Source organism: Polaromonas sp. JS666 (assembly GCF_000013865.1).
Lineage (GTDB): Bacteria > Pseudomonadota > Gammaproteobacteria > Burkholderiales > Burkholderiaceae_C > Polaromonas.
In genome coordinates this window covers 4,455,001-4,476,100 of sequence record NC_007948.1, presented here as the reverse complement: position 1 = coordinate 4,476,100, position 21,100 = coordinate 4,455,001, and the positions used below count along the sequence as shown (strand labels likewise).

Below are 21,100 nucleotides of genomic sequence, written 5' to 3'. Positions count from 1 at the left end.
TCACGCTACACAAGGACTTCAACATGGAACACCGCTATCTCGGCAACTCCGGCTTCAAGGTGCCAGCCCTCGGCTTCGGCACCGGCACCTTTGGCGGCCAGGGCCCGCTCTTCAGCGCCTGGGGCAACACCGACGTGGCCGGCGCGCGCCGGATCATCGACATCTGCCTGGACGCAGGCGTCAACCTGTTCGACACGGCTGACGTGTATTCGAACGGGGCTTCCGAATCCATCCTCGGCGCCGCGCTGAAGGGCCGGCGCGACAAGGCCATCGTCTCGACCAAGCTCTCGCTGCGCATCGGCGAGGGGCCGAACGACGTCGGCTCCTCGCGCCATCACCTGATAGCGGCCACGAACGCGGCGCTGCAGCGGCTGGACACGGACTACATCGACATCTTGCAGCTGCATGCCTTCGATGCGATGACGCCGGTGGAGCAGGTGCTCGGCACGCTCGACGACCTGGTGCGCGCAGGCAAGGTACGTTACATCGGCCTCTCGAACTTCTCCGGCTGGCAACTGATGAAATCGCTGGCTGCCGCAGACCGTTTGGGGCTGCAGCGTTACGTTGCGAACCAGACCTACTACTCGCTGATCGGCCGCGACTACGAGTGGGAGCTGATGCCGCTCGGCATCGACCAGGGCGTGGGCGCGATTGTCTGGAGTCCGCTCGGCTGGGGCCGCCTGACCGGAAAAATCCGGCGCGGCCAGCCACTGCCTGCGGGCAGTCGCTTGCACGATACGGCCGGCTTCGCGCCGCCGGTCGATGACGAGCGCCTGTACCGCGTGGTCGATGCGATGGACGAGGTCGCGCTGGAGACCGGCAAGACGCTGCCGCAGATTGCGCTCAACTGGCTGCTGCAGCGGCCCACCGTCGCAAGTGTGCTGATCGGTGCGCGCGACGAGGAGCAACTGATGCAGAACCTTGGCGCGCTCGGCTGGCAACTCACGACCGAGCAGGTCGCGCGGCTCGACGCGGCCAGCGCCGTGACGCCGCCCTATCCCTACTACCCGTACTGGAACGGGCAGTTTGCTGAGCGCAGCCCGGTGGCGGTATAGCGAAGAAGTCCGGCCGCCATGCCCGCCGTCTGCTGATAGAGGTGGTGCAATACCTCAAAAAGGCAAGCCCCCAAACCGGCGGTAACCAGCTTGAGGGCTTGTACTGCCGGCCGGGCCGGTAAGCGGGGCTGCAGTGTCAGACAAGTATCGGTCATGGGTCACCGAAGAATTTTCTTGATTTGCTGCAATTTTGTTTAAATTCAATTAAAAAATCTGCAAATAATAAAAAATAAGATAAATTATCTGCATGGATATATTTGATCGGAAAATCCTTCAGATTTTGCAGGCGGATTCGCGGACCAGCCTGCAAGACATCGGCCACGCCGTTGGCCTGAGCCCCTCACCCTGCTGGGGCCGCATCAAGAAAATGGAGGAAGCCGGTGTCATCGAGGGCTACACCGTGCGGCTCAATGCGCAGGCGCTGGGCCTGGGCGACACGGTGATGGTGCAGGTCACGCTGGACAGCCACTCCGACAACACGCTGGAAAAGTTCGGCGAAACCCTGGCGGCGATTCCCGAGGTGATCGAGGCGTATCTGGTGTCCGGCGAATACGACTACCTGCTGCGCATTGCCGTGCACGACACCAAGGACTACGAGCGCCTGCTGCGCGAGCGCCTCTACAAGATCAAGGGCATACGCCACAGCAAGTCCAGTTTTGTGCTGCGCACCCTGAAAAAGGCCGACCTGCCGCTGTTGCCGCGCTGACCTGGTTGACCGATGCCACCGTTCAGGCGGGCGGCAATACCAGGTCGGTCGTTCCCGGACAGACCCAGCGCGGGTACTCGCGCGAAGTGTCAATGCAGCCGCCCGACTGGTACACCCCCTTGGGCTCCCGCAGGCGCAGCATCAACTCCAGGATGTGCGCCGCCTGGGCCGCGTCGGCCAGCGAGTCTTGCACACGGGCTTCGACAATGCTTTCGTCGATTTTCAACTCGCCGGCTGCATCCGTGTAGGTGGCATGGCGCCAATGGAACAGCTCCAGGCATTTGGCCGTCAAGGTGTAGGGCTGCTCCCGTTTCCAGAAATTGGTAAACAGCCCGCCGCCCAGATAAAACACCCAGGAGCCTTCATAGCCCGTCACATCGGATGAGTGTGGGTCCGGGTTGCGAAACCACAGGCGGTCGCCCGGCACGTAATACCGGGGCGGCAGCGGCGCCTCCATGGAGCCGTATTCGCGCAGGAACACGTCATGGAACTGGCCCGACATGATGGCGCGGCGCTCCCACTGCTGCTGCAGGCGGTGCAGCAGGGCCGGGTTGCTGTGCTCGAGCTCCTGCGCAATCGCCAGCAGGATCACGTATTCGGTGGCCCGGTAGCACGAAAAGGAGTACAGCTTGCCCGAGGTGTCCGGTTGCGTGGCCTTTTGCAGCGCCGGAATCAGTGCGTGGCCCGGCCGCACGGTGAAGCCCCGACCCTCGGCGTAGGTCCAGCAGTCGTGCGGCCGCTCGGCCTCGGTGGTGTGAAACGCCAGCGCCGTCTTGCGCGCGGCCAGCACGATGTTGCGGCGAATGCGCACCGCCGATGCCAGCTCGGCATGGCTGGGAAACGAAAATCCCACCGGGCTCAGCAGCATGGCCAGCAGGATCTCCCGGTCCAGATCGTCGTCGCGCTGCCCGGTATCGCGTTGCAGGTGCTGGTTCAGGCCGGTCGTGTCCAGGCCCGGCGCCCAGCGGTCGGCCAGCTCGGACCGCAGATGAAAGCTCTGTTCAATGCCCTTGCCGTCCGGCAAGGGGCGCGCCGGCGCCTGGTCGACATAGCCTTGCAGGCCAAGCTGCACGAGCTGCTGCTGCACGACGCGGCTGGCTGCTGTCAGCGCCGCTTCGGTGTCGGTGTGGAGGCGGATACCGCCGGGCAAGGGTTCGGGATGGGGTGACAGATGAGGGTCGGCGCGCATGCTGGCGCAGAGTATCCGGGCTGGCGGCAGATTCGGCAAGATCGGGAAAACACCGCTTGCCCGCCGCTGATGCCGACGGTTGTGCAGACTCAGGCGTAGGTGACCCATTCCGCGTACTCGGGCCCGTCCAGGTGTGGCAGCGTGTTGTAGGTCACCAGCATGTGACGCTTGGGCGTGAAGGCGAACTCGGTGACCGAGCAGTTGCGGATACGCAGGTTCAGCTCTATCGTCGTTTCCGGGCTGGTGCCCAGCACATGGCCCACCGCGGTCGCGATCGGGCCGCCACTGGAGATCAGCAGCACATTGCCGTCGAAATTTTTCCGGACGTGGTCCAGCGCGCTGGTCACGCCAGCGACAAAGTCGGTGTAGCTGGGCATGCCCCGGGGGCTGACCACGCCGGCCATCCACTGGGCCAGGCCGTCGCGCAGCAGGCGGAAGTGGTTGCGGTACATCTCGGGCGATGTCGGCTTTTCGAGCTTGTGCGGGTGAATGGTTTCAATCACCGCATGGCTATCGTACTCGTTCAGGCCGGGCCAGAGGATATGGGCCCCCACGCTTTTCACTGCGTGTAATGCGCTGCCCCCCGAGGGGGCCGCTGCGCCTGCGGTCTGGCAAAGCCAGTCCCGCGGCCCCTGCTGGGATGAAGAGCTCCCACGTTCGATCACTGAATTCCGTTCGGCTTCATCTGGTACTGCAAACTCCACGCCCATGCCCTGGCAGATGCCGGCCAGGGTCCGGATCTGGCGATTCAGGGTGCCGGTCAGTGCGGCGTCGAAGGTCACGCCCCTGTGCTGGAAGTATTCCCCCAGGCGCACGCTTTGCTGGTGCCCCATCGCACTGAGTACATCGTAGTCATCGGCGCCAAACGAGGCCTGGCCATGGCGCACGAGGTAAAGGGTTCCCATGGCGTGAATTTAGGCCAGGCGGGCGCCGCAGCCTGTCCCAAGTGCGACGACAGGGCGGGCGTCAGCAGGCCCCGAGTACGCTGGCCAGCGTGGTGCTGTCCACATTGCTGCCGCACAGCGTGGTGCCGACCACCTGTCCCTTGAGCTCGCTGCGCTCCTGCATGGCGGCGGCAAAGCTGGCCGCGCCTGCCCCTTCGGCCACGTTGTGCGTGTCCGCATACAGATCGCGCATCGCCTGCGCGACCTCGTCATCGGTGACCTGCACCAGGTGGTCGATATGGGGCGCCATGAGTTCGAGCGCCGCAGGGTCCGCGATACGACAGGCCATGCCGTCGGCCAGCCGGGTTGTCACCGGTGCCTCGACCACGCGGCCTGCCGCCAGGGAATCGGCGTAGGTGGTGGCATGCGCGCTCACCACGCCGACGATGCGCAGCTTACGTCCGAGCGCCAGTTTGGCGGCAATGGCCGAGCAGGCCCCGGAGCCCTGGCCAATCGGCACGTACACCACGTCCAGCTGCGGCACGGCCTGCATGAATTCCCACCAGCTGGTAGCCACGCCGCGCAGCAGGTCAGCGTGAAAGCTGGGCACCATGTGGGCGCCGCGTTCGGCGGCCAGCTGGATGGCAAATTCGCGGCTCTCCTGGAAGTCCTGGCCGTGCTCGATCAGCGTCACGCCGAGCGCACGCATGGCTGCATTCTTCTCGATCGAATTGCCGTGCGGAACGACGATGGTGCAGGCCACACCATGGGCGCGGGCGGCCCAGCCTATGCTCTGGCCGTGGTTGCCCCGTGTGGCGCTGATGACCTCGAGGGGGAGCGTGCCGCTTTTTTTCAGGGCGTCAAAGTAGGTGAGGCCGCCGCGGATCTTGAAGGCGCCAACCGGCGTGTGGTTCTCGTGCTTGATCCAGCAGTCGGTGCCCAGCCGCTGGCTGGACAGGCCCCAGCGGTATTGCGGCGTGGCCTGGAACTCCCGGTAGACCACGCCGGCCGCCTCTTCGATGGCGCGCAGCGAAGGAAGGCCATCGGCCCGCGGGGTGACCGTGGGCGTGCCGTGCAGCGTGGTGCTCATTGCTTGACCTCCGCACTGCGCGCTGCGGTGCCTTTCGCCTTGGGAGCGGCCCGGCGGCTCATGCCGCAGCCCGCTTCTCGGACAGCAGGCGTAGCGCCAGCAAGCCCAGCACGCTACCCATCACATAACGCTGCACGCGCATCCAGCGGCGGTTGCGGTTCAGGAAGCCGGCCATCCCGGCCGCGAAGCAGACGAGCACCGTGTTGACGCCGGTGCTGATGCCGATTTGCACGGTGCCCAGGCTCAGGCTTTGCAGCAGCAGTTCGCCGCGTTCCGGATGCAGAAACTGCGGGAAGAAAGACAGGTAAAACATGGCCACCTTCGGGTTGAGCAGATTGGTCATGAAGCCCATGAGGAACAGCCTGTGCGGCGGATCGTGCGGCAATTCGTGCGTCTCGAACGGCGCCAATCCACCCGGCTTGACCGCCTGCCAGGCCAGCCACAGCAGATACATCGCGCCGGCCAGCTTGATGGTGTCAAAGGCCAGCGGAACGGCCAGCAGCAGGGCCGTCAGGCCGAATGAAGCGGCCAGCAGGTGGACCACAAAACCCAGCACGACGCCGCCCAGCGAAATGAGCCCGGCACTGCGGCCCTGACACAGGGTGCGCGAAATGCAATAAATCATGTTCGGCCCGGGCGTGAGCACCAGCACGAGCGCAGCAAGTGCAAACCAGGCGAGTTCCTGAATTGTCAACATGGTGTTCCTTTTTCTCTTTCTCTTTACTCTTGCGACGCTTTAAATACCCCTGGACTCCAGCGTGACGACACCCCGCGGCGTTTGCAGCGTGGCGATGAGATTGGGGGAGCCCTGCACGATCTCCACGCCAGTGAGCCCGATGGCCTGGTAGCCTGCGCGCAGCGCGTCGGGCCGCGGGTGGCTGGCCTGCAGCGACTGCAGCGTGACGCCCGAGGCGGCCATGTGATGCGTCGGGTGGACCGCGCCCCACTGGATCAGCGTCGGCAGCGCTCCATAGAACAACCGCTGGCCGTCTTGGCGCACGGTGATTCTCCAGTCCAGCAAGCCCTGCGGGGTCATGCGCGAGGCTTGCAGCACCTCCCCCCGGTCCAGGCCCAGGCGGGCCAGCGCCCGCACGCCGGCCTGTGCCTGCGTCGTGCTCGCGACAAAGTGCGCCAGTTGCGGCCCGTGCTTGGCCAGCTGCAGCTGCAGCTCCCGGTCGTCCAGATCAAACCAGCGCTTGGCACCCGAAGTGCGGGCGCAGGGGGCGTCTGCGTGGATGGCCATGATTTCGAGGTAGGACTGCGGATAGGCCGGTGAGGCCACGGTGAAGAGGCGGTTGTGCGTTCCCATCAGCGCATGCTCGCCGCCCGGCCCGGGCGTGATGCCCAACGAGGCTTCGCACCACTGCACGCCTTCGGCCAAGCTGGCCGCCACCACCACCAGGTGGTCGACCTGCGACGCCAGGGGCTGGGAGGCGTGGGCCGCGATTTTCATGGTCTACAGCATGACCTGGCCGGTGATGCAGGTCACCGATTCACCGCCGACCCACACCTGCCCTGAGGCATCGCGCTCGATATGAACCTGTCCCGCGCGGCCCAGGCACACCCCTTGCGCGGCCAGATAGCGCTCGGGCACATGCCCTTCCGCGATCAGCCACTGCGCCAGGCCGGCATTGAGGCTGCCGGTCACCGGGTCTTCGTTGATGCCGATGGAGGCGACAAAGGCGCGCACTTCCAGGTCCGGCTCGGCGCTGGCCGTCATGGAGGCCATCGAACGCAGCGAAGGGCCGCCCCGAGCAAGTTCAGCCCCCTCGGGGGGCAGCGCAGCACACGCAGTGGCAAGCGTGGGGGCAACAAAAGCCTGCGCTTCGCGGTTGGCACGGGCGATCAGCGACGGCGTTTCCTCGGGTTGGTAGACGGCCGCCACGCCAACCTTGGCGTCCAGCTTTTCAAGCTCCAGATGGTTGGGCGTGAGCTGCAGCACGGTTTCCGGGCTGTCCAGCAGCAGGCCGAGCCAGACCGGCCCGTTGTCGAGCAGCTGCGCGGCAAGAATCTGCGGCGCTTTCACGCCGAGGGCGGCTGCGACCTGGGCCAGCAGTGCCGGGCTGGGCGCGGAGCGCTTGAGGGGCGGCGCTGCGAAGGCCAGACGCGCGCCTTCGCGCCGGATTTTCACCAGGCCAATCTTGCATTCCTGCACGATGAAGTCCGGGTTGCGCGGCTGTCCGCCCGCCTGCAGCCAGCTGTGGCAGCTGCCCAGCGTGGGATGGCCGGCAAAGGGCAGCTCGCCGCCGGGCGTGAAGATGCGCACCCGGTAGTCGGCCGACGGGTTGGCTGGCGGTTGCACGAAGGTGGTCTCCGACAAGTTCGTCCAGCGGGCAAAGCGCTGCATCGCCTCGTCATCGAGGCCGCTTGCGTTGAGCACCACGGCCAGCGGGTTGCCGAAATAAGGCACCGCGGTGAACACATCGACTTGTTGAAAGGGTCTGGTTTTCATGGTGTGGGTCCGTTTGAAGGTGTCAGGACAGCGCCAGGTCCAGCACGCCCTTGCTGGCTTGCCGGGCGCGGATGCCCGCATACCAGCGCTCGAGGTTCGGCCGGCTCTGGCGCGGCTGCGGCAGGCCGAACCAGCGGTGCACTTCGCAGGCCAGGGGAATGTCGGCCATGGAAAAATGCTCGCCGGCCATGTAGGTGCGCTGTGCGAGGTGCCGGTCCAGCGTCGCCATCAGGGATTCGACCGCGGCGTTCGACTCGGCAATCACCGCCGCATTGCGTTGCTCCGCCGGCGTGCGGATCAGCTGCCAGAAGCCGGGGCGGCTGGCCGGGTTCAGCGTGGTTTGCTGCCAGTCCATCCAGCGCTCGGCGTCAAAACGCGCACGCAGGTCGGTGGGGTACATCTGGCCCGCCGAATGTTTGGCGCACAGGTAACGCACGATCACATTGGACTCCCACAGCACGAAGTCGTCGTCCTCGATCACGGGCACCGTGGAATTGGGATTCAGCCGCACATACTCGGGCGTCTTGACGATGCCGAACAGGCCGCCGGCATCGGTGCGCTGAAAGTTCAGCCCGAGCTCCTGCGCGGTCCAGACGACTTTCTTGACATTGATGGAGCTGATGCGTCCCCAGATATGCAGCATGCTGGATGTCTTTCCTGAAGTGTTGACGAATTTTGGACGGTTTAAAGGCTGGCTGCCAGTGCCTGATTCGTCGCGGCCTGTGAAGCCGCCGGCGCGGCAGGTGCCTGCAGCTCGCGAATCGCGGCGGCCAGTGCGGCGATGCCGATATTGATCTGCTCCACGCTTGCCGTGACAAACGACAGGCGCAGGGTACGCGCGTCCGCCGTGTCCGCATAAAACGCAGCGCCGGGTACGAAGGCCACACCCCGCTCCACGGCATGGGGCAACAGGTCCACCGCATTCATGCCCTGGGGCAGGCGCGCCCACAGGAACATGCCACCCGCCGGCGTGTTCCAGGTGACGCCTTCGGGCATTTCGCGCTGCATCGCGGCCAGCATGGCATCGCGCTGCGACTTGTAGAGCGCCCGTATGGTCGGCACATGGCGGTCCAGAAAGCCGCCCTTCATGACTTCAGCCACCATGCGCTGGTTAAAACCCGGGCTGTGCAGGTCGGCGGCCTGCTTGGCCTGCAGCAGCTTGGGGTAGAGCGCCTTGGGCGCCACCATGAAGCCCAGCCGCAGCCCCGGCGCCAGCACCTTGGAAAACGAACCGAGGTAGACACAGCCCTCGGGGTTGCGTGCCGTCAGCGGCAGCGGCGGCGGGTTGTCAAACCAGAGATCGCCATAGGGGTTGTCTTCCACGATGGGCAGACCCAGGCGCGCGGCTTCAGCGCTCAGCGCCGCACGGCGTTCTTCGGTCATGGTGCGGCCGGTCGGGTTCTGGAAATTGGGCAGCACATAGAAGAAACGGGCGCCGGCCGCCTTGCGTTCGAGATCGGCAAGGTCCACGCCTTCGTCGTCGCTGGCCACGCTGACGATGTCGGGTTCCATGGGCGTGAAAGCCTGCAGCGCGCCCAGGTAGGTGGGCGTTTCCACCAGCACGCGGCTGCCCGCATCGATCAGGATTTTGGCGATCAAATCCAGGCCCTGCTGCGAGCCGGTGGTGATCAGCACCTGCGCCGGATCGACATCCCAGGGCAACATGGCCGCGACCATCTCGCGCAGCGGGGCGTAGCCTTCGCTGGCCGCGTACTGCAGCGCGGCATGGCCGTCTTCACGCAGCACCTTGTCGCAGGCCTCGCGAAAGGCGGCGACCGGAAAGGTCTTGGGCGAAGGCAGCCCGCCGGCAAAGCTGATGATGCCGGGTTTCTCGGTGACCTTGAGAATCTCGCGGATCACCGAGGGGTTCATTTTTTGGGCGCGGTGCGCTTGGGTCCATTCCATTTCACTCTCCTCCTTGCGGGCCGTAAAAGACAGCCCTGGTCAAAAAATCTTCTGCAAAGTTGTCAGCATGGTGCGGCGCACCGGCGGCCGGCAGGCACGCCAGGGCATGGTGAATCGGCGCTTTCATTCTGCGCCCCCTTGCCCCTGTCCCTGTGATTGCATGGCGTGGATCAGGCTGGTGGCTTGCCGGGCCACGCTGTTGGGGATTCCCCAGTAGTCAAACACCCCGCCATCGGCCGAGTTATGCCCGCAGACGACAAACACGCCCGTACCCAGCTGGCGCTTGAACTCGCTGGCGAGCCAACCTACAAAGCCGCTGTTGGGGATATTGGGGGCGAAATGGAAGCACACCACCGTGTAGCAGTCTTCTGCTTTCGTTTGAGCAGACGCGGGAACCAAGGCACTCCATACGGCCTGGTCGCGCACCAGGGCCAGCGCATTGCTGGCGAGGCTTGATGCCAGGTCCGCGGGAAACTGCGCCACAGGAAATTCGGCAAATGTGTAGTCACAAGGCAGTACGTCCACGCGCGCATGTGCCATCACGCGCAAAAGCCGTTGGCGTGCTTGTTCGGGAGTCTCCGGCGTAATGTCCATCAGCTTGATCCGGCAAGCTCACGATGCGCTGGCAGTTTCCGGCGCTACCGGCTGTTCCGGTAAATTCGCGTTGATATGTGAAAGTGCCCGCGCCACGTACTCGTCTTTTTCACCTACCGGGGCAAAATAGTGCAGCACCTCCCTGGCTTCGGCAGCCCCCCGTAATCGGGCAATCATCCAGGCAGAAATGTATTGAGCAGACAAGCAGCCCCCAGCGGTTGCCAGGTTGCCATCCGCAAAAAAAGCCTGGTTCAAAATCTTGACCCCGGCAGCTTGTACCCAGGGCTTGCTGCTTGAGTCTGTGCACGCCGGGGTTTGGCCGATGAGGCCCAGCTTTGCGAGCAAAAATGTTCCGGAACACTGCGCTGCGATGAGTTGCCTTTGCGGGTTGAGCTGCAGCTGACCGAGGATGGACGGGTCGTTGGCGACTTCACGCGTTTTCATGCCGCTGCCTATTAATACGGCATCGGCCTGGTTGGCTTCTTTCAGGCCAATGTGAGCATCGATGGTTAACCCGTTCATCGATGTCACCCGCGCAGTCGGACTGGAAATGCTTACCTTCCAGTCGGCATCACCCAATAATGAAATGCGGCTCAGCATTCCATAGGCAATCAATGAGTCCAGCTCGTTGAACCCGTCGAATGTCAGGATGGCTATGTGCATGAGTATGGCCCCGGTTCTGGTTGAAAAAGAAGCGTGATTCGCTTACAAAAGGCGCGCAAACGTTTGAACGAAAGAGGGTTTCATCGAGTCAGTCCACGATAAACAGTTTGGCGCCATCCGGCGCCGTTGAGCGGTGCGCCTCGGCGTTGTCGGCCACCTGATAACTCATGCCGGGCAGCAACACATGCTGCCTGCCGTCTGCCAGTTCGGTGTGCAATTCACCTTCCAGGCACAACAGGATATGCCCTTTGCTGCACCAGTGGTCGGACACATAGCCGGCGGTGTACTCGACCATGCGAACGCGAACGTCACCGAAGTGCTGCGTGCGCCAGAACGCCTTGCCGGTGATGCCCGGGTGTTCGGTGCGCGCCACCGCGGACCAGTCGGTTGTGCCAAAGGGGATGTTGCTGATGTTCATGTTGCCTGCGCGTAAGTGATGGAACTGCTCATGCCGGCTTTCTCTGGTTGGGCGTGATGTGCGCAATCGTGCCATCGCCATACGAGCGCAGCACCTCCGAGATGACAATATGGAAGCCCCTGTACCACTGGGTGTACTGGCGTTTGGCTTCCAGGTGCTTGGGGTGCAACGAGAAAGCACGGAGCGACTCCTGGGTCTCCCAGAAGTAGGTGGCGTTGATCTTCGTGCCGTCCGGCGACTTCCAGGACTCCGCGCCCAGGTAACCGGGGGTTGCGTGGGCGGCCTGCTCGATCAGTGCGTCCAGGGCGTGGAATCGCTCGTCGTAGGTACCGGGTTCAAAGATGAAGGCGGCTGAATACATCACTGCTCCCGGGTGTTCAACAGCGGGCCTGGGCCGGCCATTGGCGCGCGCGCGGCTTGGTGCACCGGCATTTTCTTGCCGACAAACACCGTGGCAATCACCGCCAGGCCAAAGCCCACCGTCACGGCGTCCAGGCGCTCGCCGAGCAGCGGCACGGCGAACAGCATCGACAAAAACGGCTGCACCAGCTGCACCTGGCTCACGCGTACCGTGCCACCCAGCGCCAGGCCGCGGTACCAGGCAAAAAAGCCCAGCCACATCGAAAATACCGCCACATACGCAAAGCCCCACCATGCGGAAGCCTTGATCGGCCCGGCGGGCCAACTGGCAACGGCCAGCGGCAGGGTGAGCGGCAAGGCCAGCACCAGCGCCCAGCAGATCACGTGCTCGGCCTGCATGTGTTGCGACAGCCTGGCACCATAGCCGTAGCCGACGGCGGCGCACAGCATGGCGGCCAGCAGCAACAGGTCGGCCATGTTGATGGACAGGCCGCTGGCCCCGCTGCCCGAACGCAGCATGGCAAACGCCACCACCAGGGCGCTGCCCAGGGCGGCGCACAGCCAGAAGCCAGCGGACGGGCGCTGGCGGTGCAGCAAGGCGCCCACCGCCGCGGTGGCCAGCGGCAGCACACCCACGATCACACTGGCATGCACAGCCTCCACGTGGCGCATGGCGATGGAGGTGAACAGCGGGAAGCCGAACACCACGCCGCCCGCGGTGATGGCCAGCGGCCACCAGTCCTCGCGCCGGGGAAAGGGCGCGCGCGTGGCCAGCAAAAACACGGCTGACAGGCCCGCCGCGACCACGGCGCGGCCCAGCGCAATAAAGACACCCGACATTTGCGGCGCGTCGGGCGTGCCCACCGCCAGCCGCGTCATCGGCAGCGTGATCGAAAAAATCACGATGCCCAGCAGGCCGAGCCAGAGCCCTTTGTTGATGTGGGCGTCCCGGTTCATAGATAGAGCATCCAGATGGCGGTGATCACGAGTACCAGCGCCATGGCGCGGTTAAACCAGAGCAGCCGGCGGGCCGTGCCTTCAGGCCCGGACAGCCAGTCACGCAGCAGGGAACCCGCCAGCGCATAAGCCAGGTTGCTGACAAAGGCAAAGGCCAGCATCACCGGCAGCACCACGGCCATGCGCAATGCGGGGTCGCTGCGCCCGGCGATCCATCCGCTGACAATCGCCAGCGCCAGCATCCAGGCCTTGATGTTGACAAACTGCAGCGCCGCGCCCTGCCAGAAAGTGACATTCATGCGGGCCGCGTCGGCTTTGCCGAGCTGGCGAGAGCGGGCAATTTTTGAGGCCAGCCACAGCAAATAGGCCACGCCGATGACCTTGACGGTCCAGCCCAGCAGCGGCACCGCCAGCAGCAGCGCGCCCAGGCCCAGCGCACACAGGCTGAGCAGCGCGCCCCAGCCGACCGGCACGGCGCAGACAAAAGGCAGCGCGCGCTTCAGGCCGTGGTTGGCCGCCAGCGCCGTGGACAGCGTGGTGTTGGGCCCCGGCGAAAAGCTCATCGCCGTGGCCAGTACCAGTAAAGCCATAAATTCTTGCCAATTCATGACTCAGACTTTATAGTTGAAGCCAGCACACTACCAATACAGTTGGGGGTACAAATCGCAAAACTGTATTGTTCATCTTGTCGGCACACTTACCCCACACTGACCCATCAAGGCCACGCCATGTTGATGAAAACCGCTTCGCAATCCCTGACGGAACAGCTCAGCGCACGCTTTGCCGAGCGCATTCGCAGCCGCCTGCTGGCACCCGGCGCGCGCCTGCCGTCGGTGCGGCTGTGTGCTGAACAGCAGGGTGTGAGCGCGTCCACGGTGGTGGCCGCCTATGACCAGCTGCTGGCGCAGGGGCTGGTGGTGGCGCGCAAGAATCGCGGCTTTTTTGTCCGTGATGCATCGCTCAATGCGGCGCTGGCCACCGTTCATAAAGCGCCGTCAGCCGTAAAAACCATGGCGACCGCGACGGGCGCCGCACCCGCAGCCGAAGAGCCGGCCCCGCTGAACAGCTGGAGCACCGCCACCTGGATGGCCACGCGCCAGGCGCCCGTGGACGCCACCGCGCTGATTCGCGGCATGTTTCACAAGATCAGCAACAAGCCGCAGCCCGGCATGGGCGTGTTTCCGCCGGACTGGCTGGAAACCACCTTCATGCCGGCGGCGGTGCGCAAGGTCACCAGCGTCAGCGCGCTGCGGGATTTCTCGCTGCAATATGGCGAACCCATGGGCGACAGCGGCCTGCGCCGGGCGCTGTCGCAGAAGTTGAGCGCGCTCAATGTGCATGCCGTGCCCGAGCAGATCATCACCACCGTCGGCGCCACCCATGCGCTGGATATTGTGAGCCGCACCCTGCTGCGCGCCGGCGACTGCGTGATGGTCGAAGAACCCGGCTGGGCCGTGGAGTTTGCCCGGCTCGATGCCTTGGGCATGCGCATTCTGCCGGTGCCGCGCCGCGCCGACGGGCCTGACCTGGAGGTGATGGCGCAGTACTGTGAAATCCACCAGCCCAAACTGTTTGTCAGCGTCAGCGTGTTCCACAACCCCACCGGCTACTGCCTCACGCCCGGCAGCGCTCACCGTGTGCTGCAACTGGCCAACCAGCACAACTTTCACATTGCCGAAGACGACACCTACAGCCACCTGGCGCCCGAGCACGCCACCCGGCTGTGCGCCCTCGACGGCCTGCAGCGCACGATTTACGTCAGCGGCTTTGCCAAAATCCTCGCCCCCGGCTGGCGCGTCGGCTTCATGGCCGCACCGCCCGATCTCGTCGAACGCCTGCTCGACACCAAGCTGCTGGCGACGCTGACCACGCCCGCCCTGCTTGAGAAAGCGCTGGCCTGGTGCATAGACCAGGGCCAGCTGCGGCGCCACGCCGAACGCATACGCACCCGGCTCGACCAGGCGCGCGCGCGCAGCGTCAAGCTCGCGCTGGCGCACGGCTGCACCTTTGCGGCCGAGCCGGCCGGCCTGTTTGGCTGGGTTGATACCGGGGTAGACACCGACGCGCTGGCGCAGCGCATGCTCGACGAGGGCTACCTGATCGCCCCCGGCGCGCTGTTCCATGCGGTGCGCAAGCCCAGCACCCTGATGCGCATCAACTTCGCCACCACGCAGGAGGCGGCATTCTGGAAGGTGTTTGCGCGCTTGCGGGATGGCATGAAGTAATCCATGCGGCGGGTTGCGCCCTGGCGTGGGGCGGTTTATAACTGCAGGAAAATTCAGCCTGGTGGAGGCGCTGTGCTCCTGCAGGGAAGACACCCATGACTTCTCACCCCGGCCGCACCATTCGCGAGCTGCGTGTTCGCGCAGTCAGTGTGCCGATGCCAATGCGGAGCCCGCAGCAGACCCGCTGCGAATCGAAAAAGGCCATGCTGGTGCTTCGGACGCACCGGGCAGCGGCATCAACTGGAATGAAGCCTGCATGGAACGCTACCTGGTGCAGTGAACGAAATTCAAGGCGAAGTTAAGGCGTTAAGCGGCAAAGGAGGTAAAACATGTCGACCACTCTCAATTTCCGGTGCCTTTACACCGACGACGACGGTGTCTCGCACTTTGCGCCGCTTGACGTCGAGATGGCGCCGCGCGAGTTCGCGCCGCCGTTCAGCGTTTCGCCCCTGGAAACAGCGTCACGCTATGGATTCCTGCACTTGCCCGCGGGATGGATCGGAGACTTGCATCCCTCGCCCCTGCGCATGTGGATCATCGTGCTGTCGGGGGAAATGGAGTTCGAGGCAGGCGACGGTGAGCAGCAAAAAATTGCGCCCGGCAGTGCGTTGCTGCTGGAAGACACCACCGGCATGGGTCATTGCAGCCGCGTGCTCGGCAACCAGCCGGCCGTCCTCGCGGTCGTGCATGTCTAGGAACCTGCCGGGCTTGGGGGTCGAAAGCGAAAACCGGCCCCAGCCGAATTCATCAAAAAACGGCGCACTTCGGTTCTTCAACGGTTCTTCAGAGCATCTCCTCCGGTGCAAACGGCCCGATCAGCTTGAGCATCAGCTTCAGGCCCAGGCTGGCATCCGGTTCGGTGGTCGAATCCTTCAGCTGGGAGCCTTGCGGCGCGCGCCAGACGAGTTGGCCGTCCACCAGTTCCACCCGGTAGGCGCTGCGCGCCAGTGCGGGCTCGATCAGGCGCGTGGCATCCTGCGACAACGCGCGGCTGCGGATGATGATGGCAACTTCGCTGTTTTGCAGCTTGGAGCGCAGGTCCAGGTTCATCGAGCCAACCACCAGCAGGCGATCGTCCATCACCACCACTTTGGCATGCAGGCTGGCGCGCGAGCCGCCGGTGGAGCCCCCGGATGAGCCGAAGCTGGTGATGGAGCCTTCCTGCTCGGCGCGCATTTCATACAGTTCAATGCCCATGCCGAGCAGCGCCTTGCGGTAGCGGGCATAACCGACGTGCGCGGCCGGTGCGTCGTTGGACGCCAGCGAGTTGGTCAGCACGCGGATGCGGACGCCTTTTTGGCGGATGGCGGCCAGCTGTTCCATCATGCGAGGGCCCGGCACAAAGTAGGACGTGACGATCAGCAGGTCGGTTTTGGCCTGCGACATGAGTTGCAGCAGGCCGTCCACGGCCGTGTCCTGCGACTCCTCGGTGCTGTCGGCATCTGCGGCGATTTTGGACGGTTTGTCCACCAGCATCACCGAGGGCGCCCAGGTCCAGGTGAGCTGGCTTAAATTCGTTGATTCCGGCAGCGCGGGCAGGGTGGTGGTGGCGCCGCCGGGTGAAGTGACGACGCGCTCTGTGGTGGTTGGATTGACGCTGCCTGCGGCGGCGGTCGGAGTGCCGGACGCCACCGTGGTTTTATCCGGGTTGGAGGGCAGGGCGCCGGGGGAGGCTACCGCGTTGCTGGCCTGTGGCTTGAGGGCCTCGATTTCCTTCGCGGTCATCAGCGACTGCACCGGGTAGGCTTGCGGGTTGTTCCAGTATCGGTCGAAGCTGCGTGACAGGTCGCGTGCGATGCGGCCGGCGGCCAGGATGTCGATATCGACAAAGTTGGTGTTTTCGCTCTGGCCGAAATAGGTCTCGCCCAGGTTGCGGCCTCCGGTGATCGCCACGGCGTTGTCGGCGATGAAAATCTTGTTGTGCATGCGCCGCTGGATGCGGTCCACGTCCTTGAGGTTGCTCAAGATCCGGAAAAACAACGAGCTGCGGCCGCCGGGCAAGGGGTTGAACAGGCGCAGTTCGATGTTTTTCTCAAAGGCCAGCTTCAGGACCTGGGCGTTCTTGCCGGAGGTGTTGAAGTCATCCAGCAGGATGCGGATGCGCACGCCCCGGTTGGCGGCTTCGCGCAGCGCCTCAAACATGCGCTGGGTGGTGTCGTCGGCAAAGATGGCGTAGTACTGGATGTCCAGCGTTTTTTGCGCCGCCTGGATCAGCGCCATGCGGCTGGTAAAGGCCAGCTCGGCGCTGCCCACCAGCGCAAATCCGGAATCGTTGCGGGTGCCGGCCTTGGCGGCCCAGGCTTCGACAGCCCGGCCTAGCGCGGTTTCCGTGGGGGTGGCGAGGGCGTGCGAGACCGGCCTGTCGACCTCGGTGGGCAGCGACGCGCAGCCGCTGATCCCGCAACTCAACAGCAGCGCGCAGGCCCACCGTGCGCCGCCTGATAAACGGGCTCCAAAAAAGGCCCGGGAGAAGGCGGGGCCTGCTCGGCTGGATGCGGCGGCGGTGGGCATGATGCAAACCACTTTAGCGCAGGCCGGGGGATTTGAGAGCCCGCGGCGCCCCGGTTTCTGTCTACACTTTCTGTAGGCGCCCGGCTTGTCCGCTCCTGCAGGAAGCGATGAGGAGGACAGGCCAGGAGGACAAAGTCAGCAAAATCAGCAAAATCAGGAAGACAAGGCTTCCCAGCGCTGCAGTGCCGCCATCAATTCTTCCTCGATCTTGCTGTTGCGCGCGTTGAGTTCGGCCGCCCGTTTGGCGTCGCGCGTGTACAGCGTGCCGTCATAAAGCTCCTGCTCAATGGCCTTTTGCTGCGACTCGAGCTGCTGGATCAGCGCTGGCAGGCCCTCCAGCTCTCGCTGCTCCTTGTAGCTCAGCTTCTTTTTGGATGGCGATGCTGCTGCGTCCTTCTTTGGCTCAACGCTGCTTTTGCCGGTGTTTTTGGGGCTGGAGGCCGCGGCTGTGGCCGTAGCCGTGGCTTTGCTGCCGCTGATTTGGGCAGCCCGCTTCGACTGGGTAATCCAGTCCGTCACGCCGCCTTCGTACTCGCGCCAGAAGCCCGGGTTCTCGGGCGTGCCTTCGTAGGCAATGGTGCTGGTGACCACGTTGTCGAGGAAGCGCCTGTCGTGGCTGACCAGGAAGACCGTGCCTTCGTAGTTTTGCAGCAGGTCTTCCAGCAGCTCCAGGGTGTCGATGTCCAGGTCGTTGGTGGGCTCGTCCAGCACCAGCACATTGGCGGGCCGCGCAAACAGGCGCGCCAGCAGCAGGCGGTTGCGCTCGCCGCCCGAGAGGGTGCGCACCGGCGAGTTGGCGCGCGCGGGCGAGAACAGGAAGTCGGTCAGGTAGCTCTTGACGTGCTTTTTCTGGCCATTGATCTCGACCCACTCGCTGCCCGGGCTGATGAAGTCTTCCAGCGTCGCGTCCAGGTCCAGGCTGTCGCGCATCTGGTCGAAATAGGCCACCTGCAGGTTGGCACCCTGGCGGATCTTGCCGGGTGGCGTGGTCACGTCGGGCTGCAGCTCGCCCAGGATGAGCTTGAGCAGCGTGGTTTTGCCGGCACCGTTGGGCCCGAGCAGGCCGACCTTGTCGCCGCGCAGCAGCGTGCCGGTGAAGCGGTTGACGATGATTTTTTCCGAGCCGGGGTGACCAAAGCTTTTCGACACATCGGTGAGCTCGGCCACGATCTTGCCGCTTTTCTCGCCGCTGGAAACATCCAGATTGACGCGGCCGACGGCATCGCGCCGGGCCGCGCGGTTGTCACGCAAGGCTTCCAGCCGGCCGATGCGGGCCACGCTGCGGGTGCGGCGCGCTTCCACGCCCTTGCGGATCCATACCTCTTCCTGCGCCAGCAGTTTGTCGGCCTTGGCGTTGATGACGGCTTCCTGAGCCATCTGCTCTTCCTTTTGCACCAGGTACTGGGCAAAGTTGCCGGGGTAGCTGGTTAGCTTGCCGCGGTCCAGCTCGACGATGGCGGTGGCGACCTGGTCCAGGAAGGCCCGGTCATGGGTGATGGTGATGATGCTGCCGTTGAAATTGACCAGCAGTTCCTCCAGCCAGGCGATCGAGTCCAGGTCCAGGTGGTTGGTCGGCTCGTCAAGCAGCAGGACGTCGGGTTTGGCGACCAGCGCCTGGGCCAGCGCCACGCGTTTTTTGGTGCCGCCCGACAGCGAGCCGACGATGGCGTCCTTGTCCAGGTGCAGGCGGTGTAGGGTTTCCTCGACGCGCTGCTCCCAGTTCCAGCCGTCCAGCGCCTCGATTTCGGATTGCAGGGCGTCCAGATCGGTGTGCTCGTCGGCCGCCAGGTATTGCTCGACCACATGCCGGGTCCGCGCCAGCCCCGCGCTGGCGGCTATAAATACGGTGGCGTGCGGGTCCAGGCTGGGTTCCTGCGGCACGTAGGCAATGCGCAGGTTTTGCTGCAGCTGCAGGGTGCCGTCGTCGGGCTTCTCCAGGCCTGCCAGGATTTTGAGCAGGGAGGACTTGCCTGTGCCGTTGCGGCCGATCAGGCCAATGCGTTGGTTGGTCTCGAGAGCGAAATCTGCGTGGTCCAGCAGTGCGACGTGCCCAAAAGCGAGTTGGGCGTCAAGTAGGGTAATTAGTGCCATATAGGGCATGGATTATCCGGCCGGAGCCAAGGACGGCGATTTGTCGGGGCTTCCCGGGCTTTGGTGGGCGAGGGCTGGCCACCGCATCGTCGCGTTATAGTGGTCCTGTCCTTGATGGACTTTCAGGAGACGCCGCGTGGAGTTACCGATCAAGCTGGACCTCAACGGCCGCGCTGTGCAGCTCGATGCCGACCCCGGCATGCCACTGCTCTGGCTGCTGCGGGATGTGCTGAACCTGACCGGTACCAAGTTTGGCTGCGGCGTGGCGGCCTGCGGTGCCTGCACCGTGCGGGTGGATGGCCAGGCCGTGCGGTCCTGTATGACGCCTGTGTCGGCCGTGCTGGGCAAACGCGTGCAAACCATTGAAGCCCTGGGCACGCCCGACAAACCCCATGCCCTGCAACTGGCCTGGATCGCCGAGCAGGTGCCCCAGTGCGGTTATTGCCAGTCGGGCATGCTGATGGCAGCAGCCGCCCTGCTCGACAGGAAGCCCAAACCCACCGATGCCGACATTGACGCGGCCATGACCAATATCTGCCGCTGCGGTACGTACCAGAGGATCCGGGCGGCCATCAAGCGGGCGGCGGGCATCGCGGCCAATGGTGGCTTGAAAAAGGCCGGCCCATGAAAAGACGCGCCTGGCTGCTGAGTGCGGCAGGGGCTGCGGGCGCGCTGGTCATCGGCTGGAGCGTGTTGCCACCGCGTTCCCGGCTGGGCAGCGCCGGCTCGCACTCGCCGGCGGCTCTGCGGGCCGGGCGGGAGGAATCCACCGGGGTGGCGCTGAATGGCTGGATCAAGATATTGGACGACGGGTCGGTGGTGTTGGCCATGCCGCGCAGTGAGATGGGGCAGGGCGTGCATACCGCGCTCGCGATGCTGGTAGCTGAAGAGCTGGACGTGCCCTTGGCCCGGGTGAGCCTGGAGCAGGCGGGCAGCGACACCATTTACGGCAATGTGGCCATGCTGGTCGCAAGTTTGCCCTTTCACCCGATGGAGCGGGACGCCTACTCTGAGGAGGGGGTACCCCAGGTGCCGCCGGTGAAAATCAGGGTCAGTGAATGGCTGGTGGGCAAGTTGGCCCGGGAGCTGGGCATCAATGCGACCGGCGCGTCGTCCAGCGTGGCCGATGCCTGGGAGGTCCTGCGAATGGCCGCGGCGACGGCGAGGGCCAGCCTGCTGGGGGCCGCTTCGCTGGACTGGAAGCTGCCGGTGGACGAGCTCAGCGTCAGCAACGGCGTCATCTCCCATCCGTCGGGCCCTTCGGCGCACTATGGTGAGTTGGCCAGGTTTGCCGCCGCCACCCCGCCGGGTGAGGTCACGCTCAAGGACCGCAAAGACTGGAAACTGATAGGCCAGAGTGCCCCGCGCCAGGACGTGCCGGCAAAGGTCAACGGCAGCGCCCTGTTCGGGCTGGACGTGCGCCTGCCCGGCATGGTGTTTGCCTCAGTCCGCCTGTGCCCCATGCTCGGAGGCTCGCCTGGCGCCATCAACCCCCATGCCGCGCTGGGCCTTCCCGGTGTGGAACGCCTGGTGCGCCTGCCCGCCTACGCCGGCTCCACCGCCGGGTTTGCCGTGGTGGGTAAAACCTGGTGGCATGCCCAGCAGGGCGCGCTGGCCGTGCAGGTCGACTGGCAGCAGCGCCCCGCCGGCGCGCTGGACAGCCGGCTGATCGAAAAAGAGCTGGAAACCGTCCTGACGCGCACGGATGGCTTTACCTTTTATGAAACAGGCGCCGTGGAAACTGCCGAAGCGGGCGCTGTACGCAAGATCGACGCGCTGTACCGTGCGCCGTACCTGGCGCATGCGACCCTGGAGCCCATGAACTGCACGGCGCAAGTGGTGGATGGCAAGGTGCTGCTGTGGGCACCCACACAGGTGCCGCAGATGGCTGTGGCGGCGGCGGCGCGGGTGGCGGGGGTGGCGGTGAAGGATGTCAAACTGACCGTCACCTTGCTGGGCGGCGGCTTTGGGCGGCGGCTGGAGGTGGACTTTGTAGCCCA

22 protein-coding genes (1 of these 22 cut by a window edge) are annotated in these 21,100 nt (G+C 64.7%); 6 read left to right on the top strand and 16 right to left on the bottom strand.

Going from position 1 to position 21,100, the window contains the following annotated elements; all coding sequences use genetic code 11:
• The first annotated feature begins 23 nt into the window (after positions 1–23).
• Positions 24–1,055: an aldo/keto reductase gene (locus BPRO_RS21245; protein ID WP_011485130.1), complete on the top strand. Its 1,032-nt coding sequence runs from the start codon at positions 24–26 to the stop codon at positions 1,053–1,055.
• 247 nt (positions 1,056–1,302) lie between these two features.
• Complete coding sequence (locus BPRO_RS21240) at positions 1,303–1,761, top strand: Lrp/AsnC family transcriptional regulator (protein ID WP_011485129.1); 459 nt, start codon at positions 1,303–1,305, stop codon at positions 1,759–1,761.
• Positions 1,762–1,783: 22 nt separating this feature from the next.
• On the opposite strand, the gene BPRO_RS21235 is transcribed toward BPRO_RS21240, so the two are convergent.
• The 14 genes from BPRO_RS21235 to BPRO_RS21170 all read right to left on the bottom strand — a co-directional run bounded on the left by BPRO_RS21235 (position 1,784) and on the right by BPRO_RS21170 (position 12,881).
• A complete protein-coding gene (locus tag BPRO_RS21235; protein ID WP_157045843.1) occupies positions 1,784–2,950 on the bottom strand; it encodes a hypothetical protein in 1,167 nt (388 codons plus the stop codon).
• An 89-nt stretch (positions 2,951–3,039) separates the two neighbouring features.
• Entirely contained in the window at positions 3,040–3,855 is an 816-nt protein-coding gene (locus tag BPRO_RS30555; protein WP_011485127.1) for a histidine phosphatase family protein, read from the bottom strand.
• A gap of 61 nt (positions 3,856–3,916) precedes the next feature.
• Positions 3,917–4,924, bottom strand: coding sequence for a threonine dehydratase (locus BPRO_RS21225; RefSeq protein WP_011485126.1), 1,008 nt, complete (start codon positions 4,922–4,924; stop codon positions 3,917–3,919).
• Between the two features lie 58 nt (positions 4,925–4,982).
• Positions 4,983–5,621, bottom strand: coding sequence for a LysE family translocator (locus BPRO_RS21220; RefSeq protein WP_011485125.1), 639 nt, complete (start codon positions 5,619–5,621; stop codon positions 4,983–4,985).
• Positions 5,622–5,660: 39 nt separating this feature from the next.
• Positions 5,661–6,377: a VOC family protein gene (locus BPRO_RS21215; RefSeq protein ID WP_011485124.1), complete on the bottom strand. Its 717-nt coding sequence runs from the start codon at positions 6,375–6,377 to the stop codon at positions 5,661–5,663.
• 3 nt (positions 6,378–6,380) lie between these two features.
• Positions 6,381–7,376, bottom strand: coding sequence for a PhzF family phenazine biosynthesis protein (locus tag BPRO_RS21210; RefSeq protein ID WP_011485123.1), 996 nt, complete (start codon positions 7,374–7,376; stop codon positions 6,381–6,383).
• A gap of 22 nt (positions 7,377–7,398) precedes the next feature.
• Positions 7,399–8,019: a glutathione S-transferase family protein gene (locus BPRO_RS21205; RefSeq protein ID WP_011485122.1), complete on the bottom strand. Its 621-nt coding sequence runs from the start codon at positions 8,017–8,019 to the stop codon at positions 7,399–7,401.
• Positions 8,020–8,060: 41 nt separating this feature from the next.
• Complete coding sequence (locus tag BPRO_RS21200; RefSeq protein WP_011485121.1) at positions 8,061–9,281, bottom strand: PLP-dependent aminotransferase family protein; 1,221 nt, start codon at positions 9,279–9,281, stop codon at positions 8,061–8,063.
• A gap of 123 nt (positions 9,282–9,404) precedes the next feature.
• Positions 9,405–9,875 carry a DUF6196 family protein gene (locus tag BPRO_RS21195; protein ID WP_011485120.1) on the bottom strand — a complete coding sequence of 157 codons (471 nt, stop codon included), beginning with the start codon at positions 9,873–9,875 and terminating at the stop codon, positions 9,405–9,407.
• An 18-nt stretch (positions 9,876–9,893) separates the two neighbouring features.
• Positions 9,894–10,538 (bottom strand): DJ-1/PfpI family protein, encoded by a 645-nt coding sequence (locus BPRO_RS21190; protein WP_011485119.1) that lies wholly within the window; start codon positions 10,536–10,538, stop codon positions 9,894–9,896.
• Between the two features lie 88 nt (positions 10,539–10,626).
• Positions 10,627–10,956, bottom strand: coding sequence for a DHCW motif cupin fold protein (locus BPRO_RS21185; RefSeq protein ID WP_011485118.1), 330 nt, complete (start codon positions 10,954–10,956; stop codon positions 10,627–10,629).
• Positions 10,957–10,984: 28 nt separating this feature from the next.
• Positions 10,985–11,317 (bottom strand): antibiotic biosynthesis monooxygenase family protein, encoded by a 333-nt coding sequence (locus BPRO_RS21180; protein ID WP_011485117.1) that lies wholly within the window; start codon positions 11,315–11,317, stop codon positions 10,985–10,987.
• Positions 11,317–12,273, bottom strand: a complete 957-nt coding sequence (locus BPRO_RS21175; RefSeq protein ID WP_011485116.1) for a DMT family transporter — start codon at positions 12,271–12,273, stop codon at positions 11,317–11,319. The genes BPRO_RS21180 and BPRO_RS21175 overlap by 1 nt, the downstream gene beginning before the upstream one ends.
• Positions 12,270–12,881: a LysE family translocator gene (locus BPRO_RS21170; protein WP_011485115.1), complete on the bottom strand. Its 612-nt coding sequence runs from the start codon at positions 12,879–12,881 to the stop codon at positions 12,270–12,272. The genes BPRO_RS21175 and BPRO_RS21170 overlap by 4 nt, the downstream gene beginning before the upstream one ends.
• A gap of 120 nt (positions 12,882–13,001) precedes the next feature.
• Between BPRO_RS21170 and BPRO_RS21165 the strand changes: the two genes are divergently transcribed.
• Both BPRO_RS21165 and BPRO_RS21155 read left to right on the top strand, forming a co-directional pair.
• On the top strand, positions 13,002–14,498 hold the full coding sequence (locus BPRO_RS21165) for a PLP-dependent aminotransferase family protein (protein ID WP_011485114.1): 1,497 nt from the start codon (positions 13,002–13,004) through the stop codon (positions 14,496–14,498).
• A gap of 329 nt (positions 14,499–14,827) precedes the next feature.
• Positions 14,828–15,193, top strand: coding sequence for a cupin domain-containing protein (locus BPRO_RS21155; RefSeq protein WP_011485112.1), 366 nt, complete (start codon positions 14,828–14,830; stop codon positions 15,191–15,193).
• An 88-nt stretch (positions 15,194–15,281) separates the two neighbouring features.
• On the opposite strand, the gene BPRO_RS21150 is transcribed toward BPRO_RS21155, so the two are convergent.
• Positions 15,282–17,009 carry a phospholipase D family protein gene (locus tag BPRO_RS21150; protein ID WP_011485111.1) on the bottom strand — a complete coding sequence of 576 codons (1,728 nt, stop codon included), beginning with the start codon at positions 17,007–17,009 and terminating at the stop codon, positions 15,282–15,284.
• Positions 17,010–17,162: 153 nt separating this feature from the next.
• Complete coding sequence (locus BPRO_RS21145) at positions 17,163–19,100, bottom strand: ATP-binding cassette domain-containing protein (RefSeq protein WP_041388993.1); 1,938 nt, start codon at positions 19,098–19,100, stop codon at positions 17,163–17,165.
• A gap of 148 nt (positions 19,101–19,248) precedes the next feature.
• Between BPRO_RS21145 and BPRO_RS21140 the strand changes: the two genes are divergently transcribed.
• Together BPRO_RS21140 and BPRO_RS21135 are read left to right on the top strand one after the other, a co-directional pair.
• Positions 19,249–19,728: a (2Fe-2S)-binding protein gene (locus BPRO_RS21140; RefSeq protein ID WP_041390115.1), complete on the top strand. Its 480-nt coding sequence runs from the start codon at positions 19,249–19,251 to the stop codon at positions 19,726–19,728.
• Positions 19,725–21,100: the 5' portion of a xanthine dehydrogenase family protein molybdopterin-binding subunit gene (locus BPRO_RS21135; RefSeq protein ID WP_011485108.1), read on the top strand. 943 nt of this gene lie beyond the right edge of the window; the window shows 1,376 of its 2,319 coding nt (coding positions 1–1,376); it begins with the start codon at positions 19,725–19,727; its stop codon lies off the right edge, out of view. The genes BPRO_RS21140 and BPRO_RS21135 overlap by 4 nt, the downstream gene beginning before the upstream one ends.

Coding starts and splice junctions, on each gene's coding strand:
- BPRO_RS21220 (WP_011485125.1), bottom strand. CDS start 5,621: ATGTTGACAATTCAGGAACTCGCCTGGTTTGCACTTGCTGCGCTCGTG.
- BPRO_RS21210 (WP_011485123.1), bottom strand. CDS start 7,376: ATGAAAACCAGACCCTTTCAACAAGTCGATGTGTTCACCGCGGTGCCT.
- BPRO_RS21235 (WP_157045843.1), bottom strand. CDS start 2,950: ATGCGCGCCGACCCTCATCTGTCACCCCATCCCGAACCCTTGCCCGGC.
- BPRO_RS21150 (WP_011485111.1), bottom strand. CDS start 17,009: ATGCCCACCGCCGCCGCATCCAGCCGAGCAGGCCCCGCCTTCTCCCGG.
- BPRO_RS21215 (WP_011485124.1), bottom strand. CDS start 6,377: ATGAAAATCGCGGCCCACGCCTCCCAGCCCCTGGCGTCGCAGGTCGAC.
- BPRO_RS30555 (WP_011485127.1), bottom strand. CDS start 3,855: ATGGGAACCCTTTACCTCGTGCGCCATGGCCAGGCCTCGTTTGGCGCC.
- BPRO_RS21190 (WP_011485119.1), bottom strand. CDS start 10,538: ATGCACATAGCCATCCTGACATTCGACGGGTTCAACGAGCTGGACTCA.
- BPRO_RS21205 (WP_011485122.1), bottom strand. CDS start 8,019: ATGCTGCATATCTGGGGACGCATCAGCTCCATCAATGTCAAGAAAGTC.
- BPRO_RS21245 (WP_011485130.1), top strand. CDS start 24: ATGGAACACCGCTATCTCGGCAACTCCGGCTTCAAGGTGCCAGCCCTC.
- BPRO_RS21145 (WP_041388993.1), bottom strand. CDS start 19,100: ATGGCACTAATTACCCTACTTGACGCCCAACTCGCTTTTGGGCACGTC.
- BPRO_RS21240 (WP_011485129.1), top strand. CDS start 1,303: ATGGATATATTTGATCGGAAAATCCTTCAGATTTTGCAGGCGGATTCG.
- BPRO_RS21225 (WP_011485126.1), bottom strand. CDS start 4,924: ATGAGCACCACGCTGCACGGCACGCCCACGGTCACCCCGCGGGCCGAT.
- BPRO_RS21200 (WP_011485121.1), bottom strand. CDS start 9,281: ATGGAATGGACCCAAGCGCACCGCGCCCAAAAAATGAACCCCTCGGTG.
- BPRO_RS21180 (WP_011485117.1), bottom strand. CDS start 11,317: ATGTATTCAGCCGCCTTCATCTTTGAACCCGGTACCTACGACGAGCGA.
- BPRO_RS21195 (WP_011485120.1), bottom strand. CDS start 9,875: ATGGACATTACGCCGGAGACTCCCGAACAAGCACGCCAACGGCTTTTG.
- BPRO_RS21165 (WP_011485114.1), top strand. CDS start 13,002: ATGTTGATGAAAACCGCTTCGCAATCCCTGACGGAACAGCTCAGCGCA.
- BPRO_RS21175 (WP_011485116.1), bottom strand. CDS start 12,273: ATGAACCGGGACGCCCACATCAACAAAGGGCTCTGGCTCGGCCTGCTG.
- BPRO_RS21170 (WP_011485115.1), bottom strand. CDS start 12,881: ATGAATTGGCAAGAATTTATGGCTTTACTGGTACTGGCCACGGCGATG.
- BPRO_RS21185 (WP_011485118.1), bottom strand. CDS start 10,956: ATGAACATCAGCAACATCCCCTTTGGCACAACCGACTGGTCCGCGGTG.
- BPRO_RS21155 (WP_011485112.1), top strand. CDS start 14,828: ATGTCGACCACTCTCAATTTCCGGTGCCTTTACACCGACGACGACGGT.